The sequence below is a fragment of the Cytophaga aurantiaca DSM 3654 genome (assembly GCF_000379725.1).
Taxonomy (GTDB): Bacteria; Bacteroidota; Bacteroidia; order Cytophagales; family Cytophagaceae; genus Cytophaga; species Cytophaga aurantiaca.
In genome coordinates this window covers 1-24,523 of sequence record NZ_KB903623.1, presented here as the reverse complement: position 1 = coordinate 24,523, position 24,523 = coordinate 1, and the positions used below count along the sequence as shown (strand labels likewise).

The 24,523-nt window shown below is 36.3% G+C and carries 23 protein-coding genes; 13 read left to right on the top strand and 10 right to left on the bottom strand.

All coding sequences use genetic code 11. The features are described 5' to 3' along the window. Positions 1-200 precede the first annotated feature (200 nt). From A3EE_RS0103575 to A3EE_RS0103530, 10 genes are all read left to right on the top strand, one after another. A complete protein-coding gene (locus A3EE_RS0103575) occupies positions 201-1,139 on the top strand; it encodes a Ppx/GppA phosphatase family protein (RefSeq protein ID WP_018342062.1) in 939 nt (312 codons plus the stop codon). A 6-nt stretch (positions 1,140-1,145) separates the two neighbouring features. Beyond that, positions 1,146-1,781, top strand: a complete 636-nt coding sequence (locus A3EE_RS0103570; protein WP_018342061.1) for a DUF4337 domain-containing protein — start codon at positions 1,146-1,148, stop codon at positions 1,779-1,781. 122 nt (positions 1,782-1,903) lie between these two features. After that, a complete protein-coding gene (locus tag A3EE_RS0103565; protein ID WP_018342060.1) occupies positions 1,904-2,818 on the top strand; it encodes a TolB family protein in 915 nt (304 codons plus the stop codon). Between the two features lie 86 nt (positions 2,819-2,904). Beyond that, on the top strand, positions 2,905-3,360 hold the full coding sequence (locus tag A3EE_RS0103560; protein WP_018342059.1) for a DUF1569 domain-containing protein: 456 nt from the start codon (positions 2,905-2,907) through the stop codon (positions 3,358-3,360). A gap of 30 nt (positions 3,361-3,390) precedes the next feature. Continuing rightward, complete coding sequence (locus tag A3EE_RS0103555; protein ID WP_018342058.1) at positions 3,391-3,801, top strand: iron chaperone; 411 nt, start codon at positions 3,391-3,393, stop codon at positions 3,799-3,801. A gap of 41 nt (positions 3,802-3,842) precedes the next feature. After that, a complete protein-coding gene (locus tag A3EE_RS0103550; RefSeq protein WP_018342057.1) occupies positions 3,843-4,637 on the top strand; it encodes an SDR family NAD(P)-dependent oxidoreductase in 795 nt (264 codons plus the stop codon). A gap of 5 nt (positions 4,638-4,642) precedes the next feature. Continuing rightward, positions 4,643-5,350, top strand: coding sequence for a hypothetical protein (locus A3EE_RS0103545; protein WP_018342056.1), 708 nt, complete (start codon positions 4,643-4,645; stop codon positions 5,348-5,350). A gap of 421 nt (positions 5,351-5,771) precedes the next feature. Continuing rightward, positions 5,772-6,182 (top strand): VOC family protein, encoded by a 411-nt coding sequence (locus tag A3EE_RS0103540; protein ID WP_018342055.1) that lies wholly within the window; start codon positions 5,772-5,774, stop codon positions 6,180-6,182. 11 nt (positions 6,183-6,193) lie between these two features. Next, complete coding sequence (locus tag A3EE_RS0103535) at positions 6,194-6,484, top strand: RNA polymerase alpha subunit C-terminal domain-containing protein (protein ID WP_018342054.1); 291 nt, start codon at positions 6,194-6,196, stop codon at positions 6,482-6,484. After that, a complete protein-coding gene (locus A3EE_RS0103530; protein WP_018342053.1) occupies positions 6,481-6,945 on the top strand; it encodes an OmpA family protein in 465 nt (154 codons plus the stop codon). The genes A3EE_RS0103535 and A3EE_RS0103530 overlap by 4 nt, the downstream gene beginning before the upstream one ends. Here the strand turns inward: A3EE_RS0103530 and A3EE_RS21765 are convergent. From A3EE_RS21765 to A3EE_RS0103515, 3 genes are read right to left on the bottom strand one after another with little or no spacing between them, the layout of a single operon-like run. Next, on the bottom strand, positions 6,940-7,119 hold the full coding sequence (locus tag A3EE_RS21765; protein ID WP_157446869.1) for a hypothetical protein: 180 nt from the start codon (positions 7,117-7,119) through the stop codon (positions 6,940-6,942). The genes A3EE_RS0103530 and A3EE_RS21765 overlap by 6 nt on opposite strands. A 28-nt stretch (positions 7,120-7,147) precedes the next feature. Beyond that, entirely contained in the window at positions 7,148-8,830 is a 1,683-nt protein-coding gene (locus tag A3EE_RS0103520; RefSeq protein WP_018342051.1) for a L,D-transpeptidase family protein, read from the bottom strand. Positions 8,831-8,852: 22 nt separating this feature from the next. After that, positions 8,853-9,521 (bottom strand): murein L,D-transpeptidase catalytic domain family protein, encoded by a 669-nt coding sequence (locus A3EE_RS0103515; RefSeq protein ID WP_018342050.1) that lies wholly within the window; start codon positions 9,519-9,521, stop codon positions 8,853-8,855. A gap of 175 nt (positions 9,522-9,696) precedes the next feature. On the opposite strand from A3EE_RS0103515, the gene A3EE_RS0103510 reads away from it, so the two are divergent. Further along, the gene (locus A3EE_RS0103510; protein WP_018342049.1) at positions 9,697-12,396 is read left to right on the top strand and encodes a cation-translocating P-type ATPase; all 2,700 of its coding nucleotides are present in this window, start codon (positions 9,697-9,699) and stop codon (positions 12,394-12,396) included. Positions 12,397-12,470: 74 nt separating this feature from the next. Here A3EE_RS0103510 and ppk1 read toward each other — a convergent pair whose 3' ends face one another. From ppk1 to A3EE_RS0103475, 7 genes are all read right to left on the bottom strand, one after another. Beyond that, entirely contained in the window at positions 12,471-14,609 is a 2,139-nt protein-coding gene (ppk1, locus tag A3EE_RS0103505; RefSeq protein WP_018342048.1) for a polyphosphate kinase 1, read from the bottom strand. An 84-nt stretch (positions 14,610-14,693) separates the two neighbouring features. Then, positions 14,694-16,652 carry a DNA topoisomerase (ATP-hydrolyzing) subunit B gene (gyrB, locus tag A3EE_RS0103500; protein ID WP_018342047.1) on the bottom strand — a complete coding sequence of 653 codons (1,959 nt, stop codon included), beginning with the start codon at positions 16,650-16,652 and terminating at the stop codon, positions 14,694-14,696. Between the two features lie 87 nt (positions 16,653-16,739). Next, positions 16,740-17,099 carry a CoA-binding protein gene (locus A3EE_RS0103495; RefSeq protein ID WP_018342046.1) on the bottom strand — a complete coding sequence of 120 codons (360 nt, stop codon included), beginning with the start codon at positions 17,097-17,099 and terminating at the stop codon, positions 16,740-16,742. 143 nt (positions 17,100-17,242) lie between these two features. Next, complete coding sequence (locus A3EE_RS0103490; protein WP_018342045.1) at positions 17,243-18,829, bottom strand: NAD(P)/FAD-dependent oxidoreductase; 1,587 nt, start codon at positions 18,827-18,829, stop codon at positions 17,243-17,245. 88 nt (positions 18,830-18,917) lie between these two features. After that, positions 18,918-19,400 carry a hypothetical protein gene (locus A3EE_RS0103485; protein ID WP_018342044.1) on the bottom strand — a complete coding sequence of 161 codons (483 nt, stop codon included), beginning with the start codon at positions 19,398-19,400 and terminating at the stop codon, positions 18,918-18,920. 58 nt (positions 19,401-19,458) lie between these two features. Next, entirely contained in the window at positions 19,459-21,327 is a 1,869-nt protein-coding gene (locus tag A3EE_RS0103480) for a toxin-antitoxin system YwqK family antitoxin (RefSeq protein ID WP_033417497.1), read from the bottom strand. Further along, positions 21,328-22,320 carry a tryptophan 2,3-dioxygenase family protein gene (locus A3EE_RS0103475; protein WP_018342042.1) on the bottom strand — a complete coding sequence of 331 codons (993 nt, stop codon included), beginning with the start codon at positions 22,318-22,320 and terminating at the stop codon, positions 21,328-21,330. It lies immediately after the preceding gene. A 192-nt stretch (positions 22,321-22,512) separates the two neighbouring features. On the opposite strand from A3EE_RS0103475, the gene A3EE_RS0103470 reads away from it, so the two are divergent. Continuing rightward, complete coding sequence (locus A3EE_RS0103470) at positions 22,513-23,691, top strand: acyl-CoA dehydrogenase family protein (RefSeq protein WP_018342041.1); 1,179 nt, start codon at positions 22,513-22,515, stop codon at positions 23,689-23,691. 100 nt (positions 23,692-23,791) lie between these two features. After that, the gene (locus A3EE_RS0103465; protein WP_018342040.1) at positions 23,792-24,424 is read left to right on the top strand and encodes a MarC family protein; all 633 of its coding nucleotides are present in this window, start codon (positions 23,792-23,794) and stop codon (positions 24,422-24,424) included. Positions 24,425-24,523 lie beyond the last annotated feature (99 nt).

Here is a 24,523-nt window from a genome sequence, read left to right as displayed (position 1 = left end):
TTGCGTTGAATTTAATTTCAAATCCATAACATTCAATCTTTTAGAAGCATTTTGATTCGGCCGTGGTGGAAAACTATACCATTCGTTGAACCTCTAATTATCAGCATTTTCATTTTAACACAAAGACTGTAAATCGCTTTTAAAAGCAAGACTATCTATGTATTTTTGATAGAATATAGTCTACTACTAAATACGACATCGTGAAACTTGCTGCAGTTGATATTGGATCAAACGCTATTCGTTTCCAGGTAAGCAAAATCCTGGAATATAATGGCATGATAATGTTTAAGAAAATGGAATACGTGCGTTTCCCGTTGCGATTAGGAGAAGATGTATTCCGCCTGGGAATGATCTCTGCAGAAAAAGAAATGAAGTTTATCAAACTTATTCAAACATTCAAGAATTTGTTTGAATTGTATGAAGTAGATGATTACATGATTACTGCAACATCTGCTATGCGTGAATCGAAGAATGGGAAAGACATTGTATTAAAAGTAAAGGGTCTTGTTGGTGTTGACATCGACATCATTGACGGTGATAAAGAAGCAGAATTAATCAATACGGTTTTACATAACGAACTTGATGACAGCAGCTACATTCACATTGATGTGGGTGGTGGTAGTACAGAGTTAAATTTATTTGTAAACAGAAAAAAAATTGCAGCACGTTCTTTTAAGATCGGCTCTGTAAGAAGATTGCAAGGATTGGATGCTCCTGAAGAGTGGGCAGAAATGAAACAATGGGTAAAAGATAACATCGACAAGCTACCGAAGCCGGTTACAGCAATTGGTACAGGCGGTAACATCGGTAAGATATTTGAACTTGGTTCCACAGAAAGAAATAAAAAAGACAAGCGAATCATTTCGCTTAAAAAGATTGAAGAAGTTCAGCATAATGTTTCTCAATACAGCTACGAAGACCGTATCAATGTATTGATGTTAAACAGTGACCGTGCCGATGTCATCATTCCTGCATCTGAAATTTATACGAGTGTAATGGAATTTGCAAAAGCAAAACACATGCTTGTTCCCGAAGTAGGTTTGAAAGATGGTTTGATGTTGATGTTGTATGAACGAAATAAGCATTTACATATAACAGATTTGGATAGTATCAGAAACGTAAACAAATATCAGAAGTAATATTTTATGGAAACAAATGAGGAGGGTACTGCACCGGAAGCTAAAAATTTAGAATTATTTATTGGTGTTGTAATCGCAGTTTTTGCAGCCGTATTAGCAATCAATGACCTGGGTGCAGGCCGTTATGGTGACGATGAAATGATCGCACACAACAACCAAACTAAAATGTACAATTGGTATCAGGCTAAAAGTATTAAAGGAACTTTAGCCGAAAATCAGCTGGACTTGTTGAATACATTAGAGAAAACAAACTCGATCAAAGAAGAACATAAAAATGTTGTTGATTCTTTTAAACTTGCAAAAGCGAAGCAGATCAAACGTTATGATTTGGAGAAAGAAGAAATACTAAACGGTTCTGCAAATATTGACAAAGAGAAGTGGGCATTAAAAGATGAAAAAACAGGTGAGAAAGGCACTACAATTGGCGCTAAAGAATGGGATGAGGAAGCTGACAAATTAGGCGACGCTGGTGATATGTACGACCTATCAAGTTTATTCCTTCAGATCTGCATCGTATTTGGTGCGATCAGTTTAGTGATACAGCAAGCATCTACGCGTAAAATATTCTTTTACTTAATGATCGGCATGGGCATTGTTGGAACGTATTTTACGATCCACGCTTACACCATAGCAATGGGATAAGTTCTACGTAATATTTAATAAGTTTTAAGAGAGCGGCTGTTGATGTAAATTGACAGCCGTTTTTATTTTAAGAAATAGTTTATATTTGCTATAGACCAACCAATAATCAAACTATATATCATATGTTTTTACGCTTAGCTTTTTTAATTAGTATTCCCTGCTTTCTTTTAAGTTGCCAATTAGAAAAAACAGAAGAAGTCGTGTTGGTACAAAGTACCTTAGAAATATTCTCTCTTGATTCAGGAACAAGACAAGTAATTTACCAGGCCGACGGAAACTTTGAAGCACCCAACTGGTCAAGAGATGGTAGTTTTTTATTGTTCAATATGAAAGGAGAAATTTACAGAATCTCTCCTGCAGGCGGCAATCCTGTTAAAGTAAACACAGATTTTGCAACACGTTGCAACAATGATCACGGTATTTCTCCAGACAATACAGAATTGGTTATCAGTCACCATGAAAAAGAATCGGGCAAATCGATGATTTATGTACTTCCGATCGAAGGAGGCGAACCCAAACTGATTACCCCAAATGCTCCATCCTACTGGCATGGCTGGTCGCCGGATGGAAATACACTGGCCTATTGTGCAGAGCGCAATGGCGAATACGACATCTATACAATTCCTGCGAAAGGTGGACAAGAAATTCAATTGACAATTGCAAAAGGTTTAGATGATGGGCCGGATTATACAGCAGACGGTAAATATATTTATTTCAACTCCGTACGCTCGGGTAAAATGAAGATCTGGAGAATGAAGCCCGATGGTTCGGATCAGGAACAGGTAACTTTTGATGAATACAATGATTGGTTTGCACATCCGTCGCCAGATGGAAAGTATATTGTTTTTGTGTCGTATGCACCCGAAGTGGAAGGTCACCCGGCAAACAAAGATGTAACCTTGCGTTTGATGCCGATTGATGGCGGAGAACCCAAAGTAATTGCGAAATTATTTGGCGGACAAGGCACAATCAATGTTCCGTCATGGTCGCCCGACAGCAGACGCTTTGCCTTTGTGAGCTATAAATTATTGAATTAAAATTAAGATGCTTATTAATAATTTGAATTATAAAGCATAACTTAATATAACAGTAAATTATTAGATCGTACTTAATATACACACTGATGAAAAGCATTTTCAATAACGCTGTAGTAACTGAAACATTAAATCGTATCGACAATCTAAATACAGATTCAAAGGCTTTGTGGGGAAAAATGTCTGTGAGTACCATGCTTGCACATTGCAACGTACCCTACGAACTGGTTTATGAAGAAGAGAAGTATCCTAAACCCAATGCCATCATGAAATTTTTTCTGAAGGCTTTTGTAAAAGATCAGGTTGTAAATGAAAAGCCTTACAAAAAAAACTCAATGACCTCTCCTACTTTTATCATCAAAGGCCAAAGAGACTTTCATAAAGAAAAAATACGGCTGAGCGATCACATCAGAAAAACACAGGAATTAGGAGAATCGTATTTTGATAACAAAGAATCACACTCGTTTGGTATTCTTACAAAAAATGAATGGAATAACATGTTCTACAAACATCTGGATCATCATTTAAAACAGTTCGGCGTATAATACTTTAGTCTACGATTATTTTTTACCAATATGCAGAAAGCTGAAAACATTGACGAATACATTGCTTCCTTTCCGGAAGAAACGCAGAAGCTCTTAAGTCAAATGCGAACTGTAATCAGTAAGGCAGTACCTAAAGCACAAGAGGTGATCAGTTATGGTATGCCGGCATTTAAACTGCATACTGTATTGGTATATTTTGCTGGTTACAAAAATCATATAGGCTTCTACCCTACTTCTTCCGGAATCCGAGTATTTAAAGAGCAGTTTACTGAATATAAAAGTTCAAAAGGAGCTGTACAATTTCCATTAGACAAACCATTACCTGTAAAACTTATTAAAGAAATAACAATCTTCAGAGCGAAAGAAGATATTGCAAATGCTGAGATTAAAGCTGCAAAGAAAGCTGCTGTAAAAAAGGCAAAGGCTGTTATCAAAAAATAAATTTCAAATTACACCATCTTCATCTTTTCATTTCAATCAGTATGGATTTAAAACTCTCAGATAAAATAGCCTTTGTAAGCGGCTCTACAGCAGGCATAGGCTTTGCAATAGCCAAAAGACTTCTTACGGAAGGTGCTCAGGTCATTATTAATGGCAGAACAACTAAGAGTATTGACGAGGCTATTCTGGAATTAAAGTCTGCTGTTCCACAAGCAAAAGTATCCGGTATTGCTGCAGATTTTTCAAAGGTTGAAGATGTGAACAAACTTATACAAGCTCTTCCTGAAATCGACATATTGATTAATAATGCAGGAATCTTCGAACCTAAAGCTTTTGTTGATATTCCGGATGAGGATTGGTTTCGTTTCTTCGAAGTAAACGTAATGAGTGGCATTCGACTATCCAGGCATGTTTTTCCAAAATTGTTAGAAAGGAATTGGGGACGAATTATTTTTATTTCCAGTGAATCTGCTGTATTTATTCCAGATGAGATGATTCATTACGGAATGACAAAGACTGCACAGATTGCTGTTAGCAGAGGATTGGCCGAACTTACGAAAGGCACCAACGTTACAGTGAATGCTATTTTACCCGGCCCAACAAAATCAAAAGGTGTAGGTACATTTATTGAAGATTTATCTAAAGCGAACAATACTTCTATTGAAGAGGTTGAAAAAGACTTCTTCAAAAACATGCGACCAACATCTTTGATACAACGCTTTGCTTCTGTAGAAGAAGTAGCGGATACGGTTGTATATTACACTAGTCCGCTTGCCTCCGCTACGAATGGAGCTGCGATTCGTGTTGAAGGAGGTTTAGTAAGATCAATTATCTAAAATATATGAAAAGTCAATTTTCTACTTTTTTAATTTTATGTCTTGTTATATTTTTTTACGCATGTGCAGAAAAACATTCGAATGATCCAAAAGTTACAGCAAGTATTTTAATCGCTTCGGACACAACTCCGATTGCTGTTGATACCAATCAATATCTGTATGATTTTATAAAGATGGTGGAAAAAGATCAGAAGCTAGACTATAGTTACGGTTTAACACTTAAGCCCAATGAAGATCTTTCAACTACAGAAGATGATTCTTATTTATGGAGGTTTTTGAAAAGGACAAGCCAACCAATAAAAACAGAAACTACAAAAAATACTTCTTTAATACAGGACTCAACACAAACAGTTGTAAAAAGCGATTCTATCAAAATATTAATCCCCACAGAACCGTTTACAATTTCATCAACTGTGTTTCCAAATCCTATAGAAAGTGAATGTCTGACTAAAGGTGATATAAAATACATACTTGCTGAAAAAAGGAGACTCAAAAACTTCAGATGGGACAATCAGAGACTGGGTTTTAATCTCGAGAATACAAACAACTGGTACGTCTTCTCCTTGCCTTATTTTTCAAAAGATAAAAAGACTGCTCTTATATGTATACGCTCCTTATGTAAGCCTTTTTTATGTGGCGATGGATATGTATTACTTTATAGATTTGAAAACAATCAATGGACATCCACAAAAGTAGATAGCTGGATCCATTAATTAGAATCTAACCTCTATATTTTATATGAGAGCAGTACGCTTTATCGCATCCTTTACTTTAACCGCTGGTATAAATTTCTTAACTTTTTATACGTTCAAGTATCATGATATTTTTTTCTTAACGCCCATAATATTTATATTATTAGTTACAGGATCTTATTATTTAATATCCCGCTATAAAAACAATTCAAACATAACTCCCATAGCATATGGAATCATCTATAGTTCAGCTTTGATACTTGTTTTAATTATTGTTGTTTTATGCTATGTGGCTTATCTCTATAGTCGTTAAATATACCAACGAATCAACAACCTGTCGTATCCACCCTCTTACATTGTCGTTTTTACTCATAGTTAATAGAACAACTAACACTACTTTTGAATAGAAAACAGTATCTTCATTCACCAACCACTTACAATTATGACAAAAGACATCTGGATCAATCTACCAGCAAAAGACATTAACAAATCAAGAGATTTTTTTATTGCTATTGGATTTAAACCCAATGAAGGTCCAGGTAACAGCGAACATTCTGCAGCAATAAAAATTGGCAGTAAAAATATTATTCTCATGTTGTTTGAAGAAAATATGTTCAAAAAGATTGTTGGCAGAGATACTACAGACACATCAAAATCTTCAGAAGTATTATTCTCATTTGATGCAGAAAGCAAAGAAGAAGTTGATGAACTTGCAAAAAAGGTAGAAAAAGCCGGTGGTATATTATTTTCTAAGCCGGCGGAAGTACAAGGCTGGATGTATGGCTGTGGCTTTTCGGACTTAGATGGCCACCGCTGGAATGCACTGTACATGGATTTTAGTAAAATGAAGTAAAATTATAATGTATGCAAGAGAAGAATACATTGCGTACCTGCAAACAAGGGCATTCGTATTACAAAAGTACGGATTGCCCTACTTGTCCAATTTGTGAAGCTGAGAAAAAACCAAAAGAAGGATTTCTATCTACATTAAGTGCACCTGCCCGACGCGCATTAGAATCTATCGGAGTTAAAACAACCCATCAATTAGCTAAGTATAGCAAAAAAGAAATTTTATCTTTACACGGTATGGGGCCAGCTTCCTTACCTAAACTCACGGCTGCTTTGAAAGAAGTAGGATTAACTTTTAAAGAATGAGAACAGCTTTATTATTTATTATTCTGTTATCTGCATACACTACGAATGCTCAATCAAATTCTTTCAAACTTACAGATAGCACAGTAGTAAAAAATGCAATCTACACTTGTCCCATGCTCGACTTTTACAATGGGTGTAATAATAAATTCAATAAAATTCAAATTGATAGTATTAAGAACTTTCTACGAATAAATAAATCTATTAAAATTCAAATTGCATGCCACACCGATCAACGGGGCAGTTCGGAATACAATAAACTACTAAGTGAAAAATATGCAATGCGCTTAAAAGAACTATTGATTGATTCAACCATAACTGACAATAGAATAACAACAATTGGATATGGCGAAAGCAAGCCCATAGTTGATATTAAAATAATTGATAGCTATAAAACAGATAAAGAAAAGCAGATTGCGTATGAACGAAACAGACGCATTGAGATTATAATTACTGACTTATAAGTCGCCCTTTGCAATTAACGTATCCATGATTTTTTTATCCTTTCCATAAATATCTTTAAAGAAGTATAAACGAGAATCATTTTTTTTAGAATAACACGTAAAATAGGTAATCATTACCGGCATTTTTTCTTTCAAAACAATCACATAATTTTTCTTATCCCGAATAATTTTCAAGAGATTTTTCCAGCAATTATTCAGCGTATTATCTTTTCAGTCCTTCGATGATTTTTTTATCGCTGCCATACACATCATAAAAAAAGTACAGGTAGTTATCACCTCTTTTGGTGTAGCAGGTAAAGTAACTGATCATGATGGGCATTTTATTTTCCAAAGCCATGATATAATTCTTTTCAGACAAAACAATTTCATCAATTTGTTTTTGCGTAACACCTTGCTGCGACAATAAATGTTCTGCAAATTTTAATGGATTATGCAACCGTATACAGCCATGACTGTATGAACGGATATCGTTATCAAACAAATATTTTGCAGGCGTATCGTGCATGTAAATCGAATATGGATTCGGGAATGAAAACTTCACCTGCCCTAATGAATTTTGAGGACCTGGCTTTTCTTTTATAGTAAATGGAAAATAACTATCTGAATATCCAGCAAAAGATGCCGGTGTAGCGATTTCTTTTTCACCATCATACAGAAACATATTGTGTTTTGCTAAATAACCCGGGTCTTTTTTCAATGAAGGCAGCAACTCTTTTACAGCAATGGATCTAGGTACAGTCCAGTATGGATTGAATTCTACATTTGAAATGGTTGCTTGAAAAACAGGTGTCTGGCTCAATTGCTTCCCTACAATAACCGTTTCATTATAAACTAATTTCCCATTCTTGAAATGAGACAGGGTGTAATCCGGAATATTCACTAATATATACTCATCCGGAAAATCATTAGAGAACCAGCGACAACGTTCCATGTTGGCACGTATGGTATTACGAATTTCAGCAGGTGTATAATTCAATTTAACGATCGTGGCTTTATCTATAATACCTGTTGCATGCAAACCTACATGTTGCTGAAAGATCTTAACAGACTGATACAACTGTTCATCAAATATATTATTCAATTCACCTGAATTATACTGCGTTGTAGCATGCAATTTCTTTTTCACTTCAAGAATAACAAACGACGTATCTCCTTTTATCAGCTTCTTTCCTATGTATGAAATTTCTTCTGCCACATACCCTTTTGCAATTAAAGAATCTACATCGACCAATGCATTTCTCAGAGAATTATAAAAAGCGATCTGCGGTCTGAAACGAACAGGGATCTCATCTACATTTTTATTAAAATAGATCACAAGAAGAGAATCTGTAATTAGATCTTTTGATGGCCGTTGATAATTCCACTCCGGATAGATTGCCACCGGATCAACTTTTCCGAAATGTAAATGATGGGTATATTTATATATAGCAGCAGTAAGCATGAGCTCCAGATCCAGCGCTTCTGTCTCATCTATTTTACCATCTTCCTGATACGTTTTATAAATAGATTCAAGCGTTTTGTAATTATACTCATCCGGATCCAAGCCATCGTATTCGCTATCTTTTAAAACAGCAATAGCTTCTTCTACTCTTTTTTGATTGACCCAGAAAGGTTGGTATTCATTTTTCTTATATAAGGTAAAAATAGAATTTGTAGCATTATAAATCGAACTCTTTGCTACAATACCGGTGGCATTGGTATCTGCAGTTTGTATTTTATTCGTAATAAAATCTTTACTTGTTTCAAATCCATCTTTGGTAAAAACAGCAACAGGATCTTTTATAATTTCGGGAACGTTAACTGTAGTCTTTGCAGGAACAACTTTTTTCGAACACCCAACAGATACACCTGCAACAATAAGCAGTACTAATATATTTTTAAGCATATACTTAAGTTACTAAACTTAATCAATGCAACCAAACTGAATTGTTTAAATAATTAACATCCGGATAATAATGAAAAATCAATGCATTGTTTGTTATCTCTGCTGCAATCGAGGCAAAAGTATATGCCGGTAAAGCCGGACAGCCAAGACTGCGCCCTAATCTTCCTTGCGTTTTACATAACTTTTCATCTGCATAATCAGCTGTATGCATTACGATAGCACGCTTACGGGCATTATCATTAAAACCTTTATCAAGACCATCCATTCGGATAGATAAGCCATGCTGACCAGTATATGATTCTGATAAGATAAAAAATCCAAGACTGGATTTATTAGATTCTATTTCATTCGAAAAACTCGTTGCAAAATTTTCACCTGTGTATTTTCCATGACACACATAATCAGTACATACAACAGAAGTATCTGTAAGATCAATCAGATAAAATCTTCTTTCTGTAGATGGTTTTGAAAAATCCACAACTGCTAAATATCTGAATTTCTGATGTAAAGAATCCCGAATAGAATTAAACCCTTTTATAGCATAGTTATAAACAGAAGGATTAATACCAGCTGCAATAATTGCCTCAGGAATATTTTCATCTTTCTTATCGTTATCTGATGCCTCAGACTTCACAAAAGGAAGCATAAGCACCATCCATACAACAACGCATATTTTCTTAAATACCCCCATTTTAGCTTGTTTTGGAACTATATATTAAACAAAATCGGCACAATTTTAATTCCATAATTAATAAAATATTAAAATATAGAGAATATGGCAATAAATCCATTTTTTATGTAGCGATTATCTCAGCTATTAATTATATATATACTTTATAATAAACCTTTGCAATCTAATTTTAGCTATGAGTATTAAATATCCAATTGAAAATGCTTTCACCCTTTCTCCTGATGTACTTATTAATGATTTACAAACACATACAGAGAATGGTTTAACAAATGCTGAAGCAGAAACCCGTACAAAAGAGTTGGGGCAGAATATGTATCAGGCGCAGAAGCAAAAAAATATCTGGCTTATTTTTTTGCTTCAATTTAAAAGCCCGATTGTATATTTATTGATAGCAGCAGCCGCCGTTTCTTTATATTTTAAAGATATTATTGAAGCTGCTGCAATCCTTGTTGTAATTCTGATTAATGCCATCATTGGTTTTTTCATGGAACTACAAGCTCGCAGTTCAATGAATGCATTGAAAGAAATGGATGTAATCAAAACCAATGTGATCCGTGATGGTAAAAAGCAAGAGATCCCTTCTGAAAATATTACACCCGGAGATATCGTATTACTTGAAGCAGGTGACATTGTACCAGGTGATGGCCGCATCATTGAAGCCAATCAGTTAAAATGCGATGAATCATCTTTAACAGGTGAATCATTGCCTTCTGAAAAAAAAGCAGAAGAACTTCCGGCTGAAACGTCCTTAGGTGATCAGCACAACATGGTTTTTAAAGGAACATCTGTTGTTAATGGAAACGGAAAAATAATTATTACAGGTATTGCTGAGCATACGCAGCTTGGTACCATTACATCCCTTGTAGAAAAATCTGAGGATCAAAAAACTCCTTTAGATAAAAAAATAAATTCCCTAAGTAAAAAACTGATCTGGATAACATTGGCAATGACCGCCATCTTTGCTGTTACAGGTGTAGTCCAAGGGAAAGAATGGGTATTAATATTTGAAAGTTCTATAGCACTTGCCGTTGCTGCTTTTCCCGAAGGCCTTCCGATTGTTGCAACCATAGCTCTTTCACATGGTATGCTTTTAATGGCCAAACGAAATGCGATTGTAAAAAAACTTTCTGCTGTTGAAACATTAGGTGGTACGAATGTTATTTTAACAGATAAGACAGGCACACTAACCGAAAATAAGATTTATGTAGAAACGATTTCTTTTCCTGAAGAAAAAATACCCATTAAAATTGAGAATAATACTTTGATCTATCCGGATAAACAGATTGAAAAGAGTAAAGACAATTTTGAAAAAATGCGATTAATAGGTGCTTTATGCAACAATGCGCCACTCGAAAATTCAGAACAAAAAGACGATACCAAACCTGCTGCAGGGGATCCGATTGATATTGCACTGATTCTATTAGCTAACGTTTCCGGCACATCTGCAAAGGATCTACATGCACAATTTGAACGTATTGGTGAAGTCCCATTTAATTCAGACATAAAAATAATGGGAACGTTACATAATTCTTCAAATGGGAAATTTGTTGCAGCGAAAGGTTCCGTAGAACATCTGTTAAATAATTGTAACAAAATTCAATACGGCGGAGAGATTAAAGATTTGAATGAAGAACAGAAAAAATTAATTCTGGATGAATCTGAAAAAATGGCATCTGAAGGGCTTCGTGTGATTGCTTTTGCATATAGAGAAGGTGGCGACATCAATACAGATAATTATTTATCTGAACTGATCCATGTAGGTATGATTGGCTTTCTGGATCCGCCGCGTACAGATATTAAAGATGCTATTCTCCGTTGTAGAAATGCCGGTATCCGAATTGTAATGATCACAGGAGACCATCCAATGACGGCATTAAATATTGCAAAGAAAACCGGACTGGTAGATGAAAACGAACAAAATGTAATCATTGGTAAGGATCTACCGGAAGCAGATAAAGTAACAGATGAATGGCGACAAAAAATTCTTGCAACATCTGTATTTGCACGCACTACACCCAAACAAAAATTAGAAATAGTTGAAGCATTCCAAAAAGAAGGAAATATCGTAGCTATGACCGGTGATGGCATAAATGATGCCCCTGCATTAAAGAAGGCTGATATAGGCATTGCAATGGGATTACGAGGAACACAAGTTGCAAAAGAAACGGCTGGCATTGTATTAAAAGACGATTCGTTTACATCAATTGCAGAAGCGGTAGCACATGGAAGAGAGATTTTTGACAACATTAAAAAATTCATCATCTATTTATTCTCATGCAATATAAGTGAGATTTTTATTGTAACTATTCTTGGTTTTATTGCACCACTTTCTACATTATTACCTTTACAGATTTTATTTCTAAATATGGTAACAGATATCTTCCCAGCCCTTGCACTAGGCGTTGGTAAAGGCGATGAAAAAGTAATGGAGAAACAGCCTCGTGATTCAAAAGAAAGCATCATTACTAATAAAGATTGGATAAAGATAGCACTATACGCCGCACTAGTTTCTGTATCTGTTGTTATAGCTGTAATCTACTGTGATCACATCAAAGAATCAGATCATAAAATTGTTAACAATGCTGCGTTTCTTACACTTGCATTCGCACAATTATTTCATGTATTTAACATGTCTTCCATGAATTCAAAATTGATTCTGAATGATATTACAAAAAATAAATTTGTATGGTTTGCTACCTTGCTTTGTATAGCTATTATGATTACAGTATTTGAAATACCTTACACAAGGCTTGTACTTGGTCTTGAACCGTTGCCTAAAGAAGCGTGGATTGCTTCTATCCTATGCAGCTTAATTCCGCTTATTGTCATTCAGACATACAAAGTAATCTTCAAGCTGATAAAGAAAAATAAATAATTAAAGATCAAACAAAAGAGCGCGCTTACCGAAATATTCGATAAGCGCGCTCTTTTCGTAGACTATGTATTTAATTAGAACAATTTCACTTTAAGCACCTTCTTTTTATCCAAATGATAAAAATCTTTGTGTACATCAACAATTGGTTCGCCTTCAACCGGAATATTTTTTACATACACATCATCAGACGTTAGCGTGTATGAATTGGTATTATCCAACAAATTCAAGTGCAATATTTCAAGTGCAATTTGCTTAGACAATTTATCTGCAATAAGGAATAAGGATTCAATACGCCTGTCAAAACTTCTCACCATCATATCTGCACTACCGCCATATACTTTAGGATCTCCTTCATTATGAAAATAATACAAACGATTGTGTTCAAGCAAATCTCCAACAATGGAACGCACAGAAATATTTTCACTTAAACCTACTTTACCCGGACGCAGACAGCACATACCACGCACAATTAATTTAATCGGAACACCTGCTTGTGAAGCTACATACAAGGCATCCATTGCATCTTTATCCTGCAGCGAATTGATCTTAATTACTATTCCACTCGGTTTTCCAGCACGGGCATTGTTTGCTTCGTTATCGATCAATTCAATCAACTTACGACGCATATCACCTGGCGCTGTAATGATATTCTGATAATCACCAGGTTCAGAATGTCCGGTAATTACGTTGAAAAATTCGCTGATATCCTGCGCATACACTTCGTTCGTACTAAGCAAACTGATATCGGTATATAAACGTGCTGTATCTTCGTTGTAGTTACCGCTCGACATGTGTACATAGCGCGTAATAGACTCGTTCGAATTTTTACGAACGATCAGCATCAGTTTGGTATGTGTCTTGTATTTATTAAAACCATAGATCACAAAACAGCCTGCCTTTTGTAAACGCTGAGCTTCTTTGATGTTATTTTCTTCATCAAAACGTGCTGTTACTTCAAACAATACAGAAACGTGCTTACCATTTTCTGCTGCTTTCAATAAGGCATTTGTAATGCGTGAATTTTTAGCTAAACGGTAGATGGTAATTTTGATTGCCAGTACACCTGCATCTTCTGCAGCCTGCTCAAGCAACTCTAATACATATTTAAAATCATTGAACGGATGATGCAACAAGACATCATTTTTCTGAAGATATTTCAAGAGATTCAGAGATTCTGATTCGTCATTGACTGTTGGAAGTGCAAGCGCAAGAGGTTGCACAGGCGGAGATAACTTATGCTGATAATTTTTAAACTCTGCATGGTTTACAATTTGCCACAAGCAAGTAAAATCCATCAAGGTCGGTGTAATAAAAATATTGCTTTCATCAATGTGATACCGACCAAGCAAAACCTTCATCATCCAGGATGAATAATTTTCTTCTATTTCAATACGAACAACACGTGCAGTTTTCCGTGTCTTAATTTTCTTTTTGATCTCATCAATAAATGCTTCATCTATATCATCGCTTTCTTCTACTGAGAAGTCGCCATTTCTAGTAATACGAAAAAGATTTACAGATAAAATTTCTACGTTTCTAAATAATTTAAAGATGTTCCACCGAACAATTTCCTGAACAGGAATAAATAGAATTTTATCGTCGCGTTCAATTTCAAAAAACCTTGGAATATTGGTTGGTAGCTGAATCAGCGTTAATCGTCTTTGCTCGCCAATAATATTACGATTGATTGTTACTACACCAAACACCAACAATTTATTCATCATGATGGGAAACGAATGATGGTTATCATACGTCATCGGCGTAAGCATCGGAAAAATTGTCTTCTTGAAATATGTTTTTACTATTTCATTTTCTTCTGATGATAATTCGTCTTCTTTTGAAACAATAGTAAAATCATTTTTTTCGAATTCAGGTTTTAATTCATCCGTAAAAACAGTTACCTGTTCTTTACAGAAATCCTGAAGATCCTGAAACAATACGCGTTTAAAAGGACCTTCACGTAAGCCTGAATAATCAATGCGCTCTCTATCGTAATCTAAATAGTTATATAAACTCCCTACACGTATCTGAAAGAATTCATCTAAGTTTGAAGAAGTAATAGCAAGAAATTTCAACCGGTCAAAAATATTCCGGCGGGCATTTTTACTTTGATCTAAAACCCGGTAGTTAAATTTTATCCAACTTAAATCGCGACTTATATAATTAGTAGAGACTTGTGTCCCTTTGGCATTTATAGAATCTTTGATAACCATACATGTAGAATTACAATGCTAAATAAAACGAAAAAAGGGGTTTATTCAACCCCTTTCGTATTATTTTTATAATATTATTTATTCTTAAATATCAATTTTTGCATAACGGGCGTTCTTTTCAATGAAGTCTCGTCGTGGAGCAACCTCGTCTCCCATTAACATAGAGAACAAGTGATCGGCTTCTGCAGCCGATTCAACACTTACCTGTTTCAAGCTTCTTTTCTCCGGATCCATTGTTGTAGACCACAATTGTTCCGGGTTCATCTCACCCAAACCTTTGTATCGCTGTATACCAACCGAATCTTCTTTTCCGTCTTTCGCTAATTCTTTAACAGCTACTTCACGCTGTTCTTCTGTCCAGCAATACTTCTCTTCTTTACCTCTTTTTACCAGGTAAAGCGGCGGTTGCGCAATATATACGTGTCCACCGTCTATAAGTGCACGCATGTAACGGAAGAAGAATGTCAGAATCAAGGTACGAATGTGTGAACCATCAATATCCGCATCCGTCATGATGATCACTTTATGGTAACGAAGTTTTGTTAAGTTCAATACTTTTTCGCCTTCTTCTGTACCAAATGATACACCCAACGCAGTGATCATATTCTTGATCTCGTCGTTTTCGTAGATTCTATGTTCCTGAGCTTTTTCAACGTTCAGAATTTTACCTCTTAGCGGAAGAATTGCATGGTATTTACGATCTCTGCCTTGTTTTGCAGAACCACCGGCAGAATCCCCTTCCACCAGGTATATCTCGCATTTTTCAGGATCACTTTCAGAACAATCGGCCAATTTACCGGGAAGGCCTGAGCCGGATAAAACGTTTTTACGTTGTACCATTTCACGCGCCTTACGGGCTGCGTTTCTTGCCTGAGCAGCTAAGATTACTTTTTGAACAATAATCTTCGCTTCCTTCGGATTCTCTTCAAGATACGTATTAAGCATTTCGCCAACCACTTGATCAACGGCACCCATTACGTCAGAGTTTCCTAATTTTGTTTTTGTCTGACCTTCAAATTGTGGCTCCTGAACTTTAACAGAGATAACTGCAGTAAGACCTTCTCTAAAGTCATCACCTGTTACTTCCATTTTCAATTTTTCAAGCATACCCGATTTGTCGGCATATGATTTCAACGTACGTGTTAAGGCTCTTCTGAAACCTGCAACGTGCGTACCACCTTCAACGGTGTTAATATTATTTACATAAGAGAATACGTTCTCTGAATAAGACGTATTATACAACATGGCAACTTCTACAGGAATAGGACCTTTGTCGCTTTCCATGTATAACGGACGTGGAATCAATCGCTCTCTTGTTGAATCAACATATTCAACAAATTCACGCAAACCACCTTCTGAATGAAACGTTTCGATCTCAGATTTACCATCAGCATCTACTTCGCGGTGATCCTGAAGTGTGATGCGAATTCCTTTGTTCAAGAAAGATAATTCTCTCAAACGGTTGGCAATGGTTTCGTACTTATATTCTGAACTCGTAAAAATAGAATCGTCCGGAAGGAATTGAACTTTCGTTCCATGGATTTCTGATTCACCAATTTCTTTTACATCATATTGAGGAATCCCCTTTTTATATTCCTGTTGATGAACTTTACCATGACTGTAAACGGTAACTTTCATATCTGTAGAAAGTGCATTCACGCAGGATACCCCCACACCATGCAAACCACCGGATACTTTGTAACTGTCTTTATCAAATTTACCACCGGCGTGCAATACTGTAAGTACAACTTCAAGTGCCGATTTGCCATATTTGGCAATTACACCTGTAGGGATACCACGACCATTATCCGTTACCGTGATTGAATTATTTTCGTTTATTTCTACCGTAATGTCGGTACAATGACCAGCGAGTGCTTCATCAATGGAGTTATCTACAACTTCCCAAACTAAGTGATGTAAACCTTTGATACCGATGTCGCCAATATACATGGCTGGTCTTTTACGTACGGCTTCTAGACCTTCTAAAACCTGGATACTATCCGCTGAATATCCAGCTGCATTTTGTTCAGTAATCTCGCTCATTTTCTTTAGGTAGCTATAATGTAAAAATACATTTTTTTAGCCGCATTTGATAGCGAAAATTTAGTTTTTATCCACATAAAATGGAACTTAAAATGTTCCGACTGAGAGCATTACAAGGGTGCATCCAATAACAGGTTCAATTCCGTTTTTTACAAGAATTTCTTCCAGTTCTTCATTCTCTGTTCCGGGGTTAAAAATGACTCTTTTAGGGTGCAAAGAGAGGATGTATTTATACTCATCCAACTGATTCTGCGGATTGATATACAATGTAACTGTATCAATATCTTCCAGAACCGGACGATCATTAATTATTGCTTTACCAAGCACTTCTCCTTTTTTTCGTCCCACAGGTATGAATTCATATCCGTGGCTTTGTAAGCGCTCTGCAGCAAGGTATGCGTATCTATTTTTTTCCGGAGTTGCTCCTAAGATCAATGTTTTTTTCATGTTGAAATAGCTGTTGTTTATACTATAAGATAAACAAAAAAATGCAAAATATGATTCAAATATTTTCAATCAGTAGAGACGCAATTTATTGCGTCTTAAATTATAAAGAATCATATGTAAAAAAGACGCAATAAATTGCGTCTCTACGTTGCCAACCCCAACCCCTGAGCGATCCGTAAGGCACAGCTCTCACCGTCCATCGCAGCCGACATAATGCCGCCTGCGTAACCTGCACCTTCGCCGCAAGGATACAAGCCTTTTAATGTAACGTGCTGCAAGGTTTCTTTATCACGCGGAATAAATACCGGCGACGATGTTCTACTCTCTACACCGATTAATAAACCTTCGTTACTTGTATACCCTTTGATTTTATGTTCGAATTGTTTTAAACCTTGTCTTAAGCGCTGTGCGATCATATCAGGCAACACATCATCCATCTTTGCGCTCTTTAAGCCTGGCTGATACGAACAATCAGGCAATGAAGAGGAATATTTATTCTGAATAAAATCAGCTACCCGTTGTGCCGGGGCGGTTTGTGTTTTACCTCCAACAGCCCATGCATTCTGTTCCACACTCTTTTGAAACTCAAGCGCTGCGAAAGCTCCGTGCTTAGCGAACTCTTTGATATCATCCAGTTCAACGGCTACTACCATGCCTGAATTCGCAAACTTTGAATCGCGTTTGCTTGGCGACATACCATTCACTACCAGTTCACCCGGCGCTGTAGCTGCAGGCACAATAAAGCCGCCCGGACACATACAGAACGAATACACACCGCGTTCTACTTTTTGATATTGTGTTTGGGTAACCAAAGAATAAGCTGCGGCAGGAAGATAGTCGCCACGATCACCTGAGCAATGGTATTGCACCGAATCGATCATAGTCTGCGGATGTTCGATCCGCACGCCTAAGGCAAACGGTTTTGCTTCAATATGAATTCCTTGTTCGTGCAGCATATAAAAAATATCACGTGCCGAATGTCCCGTACAAAGTATGGTTGCTATGCCTTCTATTTTTTCATTGTTGTTTGTAATGACTCCTGCACACACACCATCTTTGATGATCAGCTTTTCAACGCGGGTATCAAACAATACTTCTCCCCCGTAGGCTTTAACTGTTTCGCGCAGATCTGTAACCAAAACAGGAAGTTTATTTGTACCAATATGCGGATGCGCATCTACAAGAATATCTTCTGTCGCACCATGTGCCACGAGTACTTCAAGCACTTTACGGATATCTCCGCGCTTTTTAGAACGGGTATATAATTTACCATCGGAGTACGTGCCTGCCCCGCCTTCACCAAAACAGTAATTTGATTCCGGATTTACAACATGATCTTTATTAATGGCTGCCAGATCTCTTCTGCGCGAACGCACATCTTTACCGCGTTCAATCACGATCGGTTTAATGCCGTATTCCAATAAACGTAAGGCTGCAAACAAACCTGCCGGACCGGCTCCTACAATTACTACCTGATGTTTGCTATCGTTTGCAGATTTATATATTTCTTTATGTAGTGCTAAAAGCGGCGGAAGCAATTCTCCTTTATCATAAACTTCTACGCCTATACGCACCAATACCTGACGGCCACGTGCATCTATAGAGCGTCGTTTAATTCGGTATTGAAAATCGAGAGATTGATAGGAAGTCTGAGCTTTGATTGCTCGTTTTATTTGTTCATCCAGAACAGCGTCTTCAGGGCGAAGCGCAATTTCAACCAGTTTACTCATGGGTAAGGTGTTTATCCTTAAATCATTTAATTAACAGGCTGCAATATACGGGAATTTATTAAGCGATTCTCTATAAATAATTAGGTGTTTATTTTTCTTTTCGAAACAATAAACACCTGTTATCAATCAATATGGTTGTGTAATTTAGAGCATTTCCAGTTAGATATATATTCATTTTTACTCGCTTCTTTTTCATTTGAATAAAAGTCAACTGACCTTCATATGAATCATACTTAATATTTCCATCATACCAATTACCAGAGATATAATAAGTACCAATAATAGTAATGGTTGAATCAGGAATTGGGTGGCTAACATTTATTCTAACTGAATTCATTGACATACAAATATTCAACTCTTTTATATACTCATATCCATTACGCTTATTCATTTTAAATCGTGAGCAGCAGTATGAATAATTTAACATCATAGAATCATTTCTTAATTCAAAATGAGCATATTCTTTTTTATGCTTACCCCAATAAGCCCCTTTTGGCTTTTTAATTTTTAGAGACTGGGCAAAACAGTTTATCTGAATAATAAGAAGAAAAGTAAATGAGAGTAATTTCATAAGCTCATATATACAACCGTATCAAAATATAACATTTACTTCTCTTTCTGCCTAAAGCCTACTTTTTCGGAAATTTGTAACCTATCGTAAAGCCAAAACGGAAAGGAATGGCCAAAGCCTTACTATAAACTCCTGTAAAAGCTTCGTTGTATTGAGGTACATTACCCGACCAATTGTCGGAAACAGCGCGATAACCAATACCTATACCTCCATATATATCAACCGTCCAACCTTTCTTGCGTTGATCCAGCATAATGCGATCACCTACTAAAAAAGAATATTCAATACGATGTTGTATCTGCTCCAGATGTCTTGCCGGTGGCGGAGTTGGCTGACTGAAATCAATGAAATTATTTTCGTAAACAAAATATCCATACCGAAGTTCGTGAGCAAAATACAGCATTCCGTACTCTTGATCTTTCTGATAAAATTTTTGTCGAATATAAAGTTCTGCTCCTTTATAAAAGGTTGTATTTGTAGGCAACTTCGCATGATTATTAAACAGTGGTCTGTAAAACAACAAACCTCCGATCTCAAATCCCATACGCTCCTGAATATAATATTCAACACTTACTGGAAATGATGCTGCTAATAAGTAAAATGGATTAGAAGAAAGAATTAAAGCGCGCGCCTCATTTACCCGAGGTGTAAAATATCTGGATTTCTTTTTGGGAGAAACATATTTAGGTTTTACTGAAGATGCTAATGTATCAACTCCTCCTTTTACACGAACAGAGTCTACACTTAAATCCGGCGTTTCATTTTCATAAAACGTTTTATAATATCCTGCAATACTACCATCTTCATTATATAAAGTCCATACGCCTACTTTATTGCCATTATCAAGCTGACCTTCCATTTTTATTTTTCCGTCCGGATAATATCCTTTATAAAGCCCCTTTCCTCTCACATAAACACACGTACCTTCAAGCTCGCCATTTTCCAAATAATAATTCCACTTCCCTTCGTGTTTATCATTTATGATTTGTCCTTCAGTACGCAACGCACCTGCTTCATAATACTCTTTGTAGATACCTTCACCGTTTACATAATTGGTTTCGCCTTTAAACTGTCCCGATTTATAATATATTTTCCAGGAACCATCTTTATTCCCTTCATTCATATTCCCCTCAGCACTAACAACACCATTATCATGATAATACTTCCACAATCCTACTGTTTTTCCACCCTGATAAAAACCTTCACTTGCTATTTGACCATTCGGGAAATAATACGTCCACTTACCAACTTTCACTCCACCTACTTCTTCACCCGTAGCTAAAACAGAACCGTCTTCGTGATAATATGTCCATATCCCAACACTCTTTCCATCTTCAATTCTTCCTGAGGCTTTTAATTTGCCGGATGGATACAACTCCATGTAATCTCCTTTATCAGCTTCATAGGTAGCCATCGCCTTAAGTGTTCCATCTTCGTAGTAATAATTCCAGCTGCCATTTCTTTTATCATCAATAAATGAACCTTCGCTTCGTACTTTTCCATTTTCATAATAATACTTCCACTCGCCTGTTTTATTACCCGCTGAAGAAGTACCTTCCATACTTATTTTCCCATTTTCATAATAATATTTCCAGACACCCTCCTTCTCGCCCAACAACATTGCGCCTTCCATCTTATTTTTTCCATTCTCATAAAAGAACTGCCAGTAGCCGTTCGCTTTGTTTTTCTTATAACTCCCTGTTGATTTTTTTTGTCCGTTTTGGTAATAAGACACATAGGAACTGTCACGAACCTGTCCATTTTTTTTCAACACAAAAAACTCTTCTTTGATCTGCTTTTTGTTGGAGTCATAAAACGTTTGAACCTTTTCGTATTGCTGCGCAAAGGATAAAAAAGAAAAGCACATACAAACCACCATAAAAATGATGCGTTTACATGTGCTTTTAGAAAAAAATATAGCTTTCACTTATACGTGTTTTGCTGCTTGAATTTTAGAAATAACTTCTTTTTCAACCCAATTTTTTCCCCAGTTATCCAATTCGTCTTTTGAATATAAAGCAGGAAAAAAGATCACCTTTTGAAAACGTGGAGGCAAATATTCTTTCCAGTTTGTACCGCCGGTAGCTTCAAGGAAATTTTTATTTTTGATCAAATGTCCCAGAGCATACTTATAATGCATTAACGGCCAATCAATATTGATATGCTGATCCAATTGTTTCAACGCATCCTGAATGGTTACATTGGCTTGATCTTCTAACGATAGACGCTTAAATACCGACCACACATTGCGTGATTTATATTCATACGCCAATTGAATCAGTTTAGATGTATATTCTTCTTCAAACTGACGAAGGGTTAATGTTTTTTGCCCGGTCTTGGTATCTGTTGCACCTTTCTTCCAATACATTCCTTCAAACAATTCTTCAATTGTTGAATAATCATCGTACTTATCGCGCAGATCATTATGAACCAGATTGATCAGATCTGTGCAGGCTACTTCAACCATTCTGTACTGTACTGATTGAAAGCCCGATGCGGGCGTTAATGCCACTCTGAACTTTAAAAATTGATCTTGATCCAAGCCAACTGAAATAATATCAAATGAATTAATCAATTGACCAAAGTACCAATTGCAACGTTCAATGCGTTTCAAAAATATTGGAGCAGTAATACTCTCTGCCGTTTTAACCTGATGCAATTCATGCATCACAAGTTTAAAATACAATTCTGTAATTTGGTGATATACAATAAACACCATCTCATCGGGATATGGTGTTCTTGGATTTTGTAATGTCAACAAACTTTCCAAACGGATATAATCCCAATACTTCAAATAATTTGAATGCAGCAACCCTTCCAGATGTGTTGAAACATCCTGACCATCTTTTTCAAAATGTCCGGTTAACTGTTCAATCAATTCATGTATATTATTCCCGGTATTGGTCGCGTGCCCGTGCATCGTTTCTGTTTATTTTTCGTTAGTATATCATAAGACCTTTACCGGCACTTATGTATTTCATTTCTTCGTAAAAAGTAACCCATTGCTACTTCATATGTAAGATTGTAAATATGAAGATTTAATTGATGAAATCAAATGGAGAAAGTCATCAAAACCGTAATAATTTGATATATTCATGTAGAGTTTAAAGCTATGAAAACAAGCACCTATACCCAACCGGATTACTACAACATCGATGACCTTTTAAGCGAAGAGCATAAGTTGATCCGTCAATCTGTACAGGCCTTTATGAATAAAGAAGTTAAGCCGATTATTGAGGATTATGCGCAACGAAGCGCCTTCCCTGAACATTTGGTAAAACCCTTTGGAGCATTAGGTATATATGGCCCTACAACGCCCGTAGAATATGGCGGCGGCGGACTGGATTATATCTCCTATGGCATTATGATGCAGGAAGTTGAACGGGTAGATTCAGGTATGCGTTCCATGGCATCAGTACAGGGTTCACTGGTAATGTTTCCAATTTTTAAATATGGAAGTGAAGAACAAAAAAACGCTTACTTACCTAAACTTGCTTCGGGCGAATTATTGGGATGCTTTGGATTAACAGAGCCTGATCATGGATCGAACCCTGCAGGTATGACAACCACATTAAAAGACATGGGCGATCATTATCTATTGAATGGCGCTAAAATGTGGATCACCAATTCACCTAAAGCAGACATTGCTGTGGTATGGGCCAAAGACGAAGAAGGGCGAATCAAGGGTGTGATTGTAGAGCGTGGCATGGAAGGTTTTACCACACCTGAAATACATAATAAATGGTCGTTGCGTGCAAGTATCACCGGCGAATTGGTATTCGATAATGTTAAGATTCCGAAGAAAAATGTATTGCCAAAGGCTGATGGATTAAGCGGACCGTTGAAATGTTTAGACTCGGCACGATATGGTATTGCCTGGGGTGCATTAGGGGCAGCAATGGAGTGTTACGATATTGCAAAGAACTATGCCATGGAACGCATTCAGTTTGGCAAACCCATTGCAAGCTTTCAATTAACGCAAAAAAAATTAGCAGAAATGCTTACAGAAATAACCAAAGCCCAGTTACTGGTTTGGCGTTTGGGTATGTTAAAGAACGAAGGCAAAGCAAGTACTGGACAAGTATCTATGGCAAAGCGAAACAATGTGGACATGGCTTTGAAGGTGGCTAGAGAGGCACGTCAGATATTAGGAGGAATGGGCATTACAGGTGAATATCCAATTATGCGACATATGATGAATTTAGAATCTGTTGTAACGTATGAAGGAACACACGATATCCATTTACTTATTACCGGGCACGACATTACAGGTATTAATGCGTTTAAATAGTTATGAATTATAAATTATGAATGGGCATTTGTTCTCTGAAATAATTTATAATCATCCGTTATTACAATTCATAATTCATAACTTATAATTTATAATTATCATGCTGATCGATTGGAGTTTTGTGTTGATTGTGTTTACAGGTCTTTTTGCCATTATCAATCCGATTGGCAATGCACCTATCTTTATAAGTCTTGCCGATCATTTAAGTAAAACCCAACAAAGAGCCATTGCATTAAAAGCAGTCACTGTAGGATTTATTATCTTAGCTATTTTTGTTGTATTCGGTTATGCCTTGTTCAATATTTTTGGCATTAGCATTCAAGCATTTCGTATTACAGGTGGTTTATTGGTATTGAAAGTTGGTTTTGATATGATCAATTCAAAATCCAAAGATTCGGCAGAAGTTACAAAAAATGCCGAAGTTACAGATACAGGATTTGCTATCTCTCCGCTAGCAACGCCCATATTAGTTGGACCCGGAACACTTTCTACAGCGGTAAGTTTTGTTGGCGTAGGTAATAAAATCGAAAACAGCATTATCATCATACTATCTTCCGGGATTATATTGTCGATGACTTATTTTGTCTTTATCTATTCAACTACCCTTGTTCGCATCATTGGCAAAGAAGCATTAAATGTTGTAACGAAGATTATGGGCTTACTAATAGGTTCTATTGGCATACAAATGATGATTACTTCCATCGAAGAGCTTGTTCATAATTATAAATTATGAGTTACAAATTATAATTAAAAAGTTGAACCATTAAATAAAATTTCATAATTCATAATTCATAATTCATAATTCATAATTCATAATTCATAATTCATAATT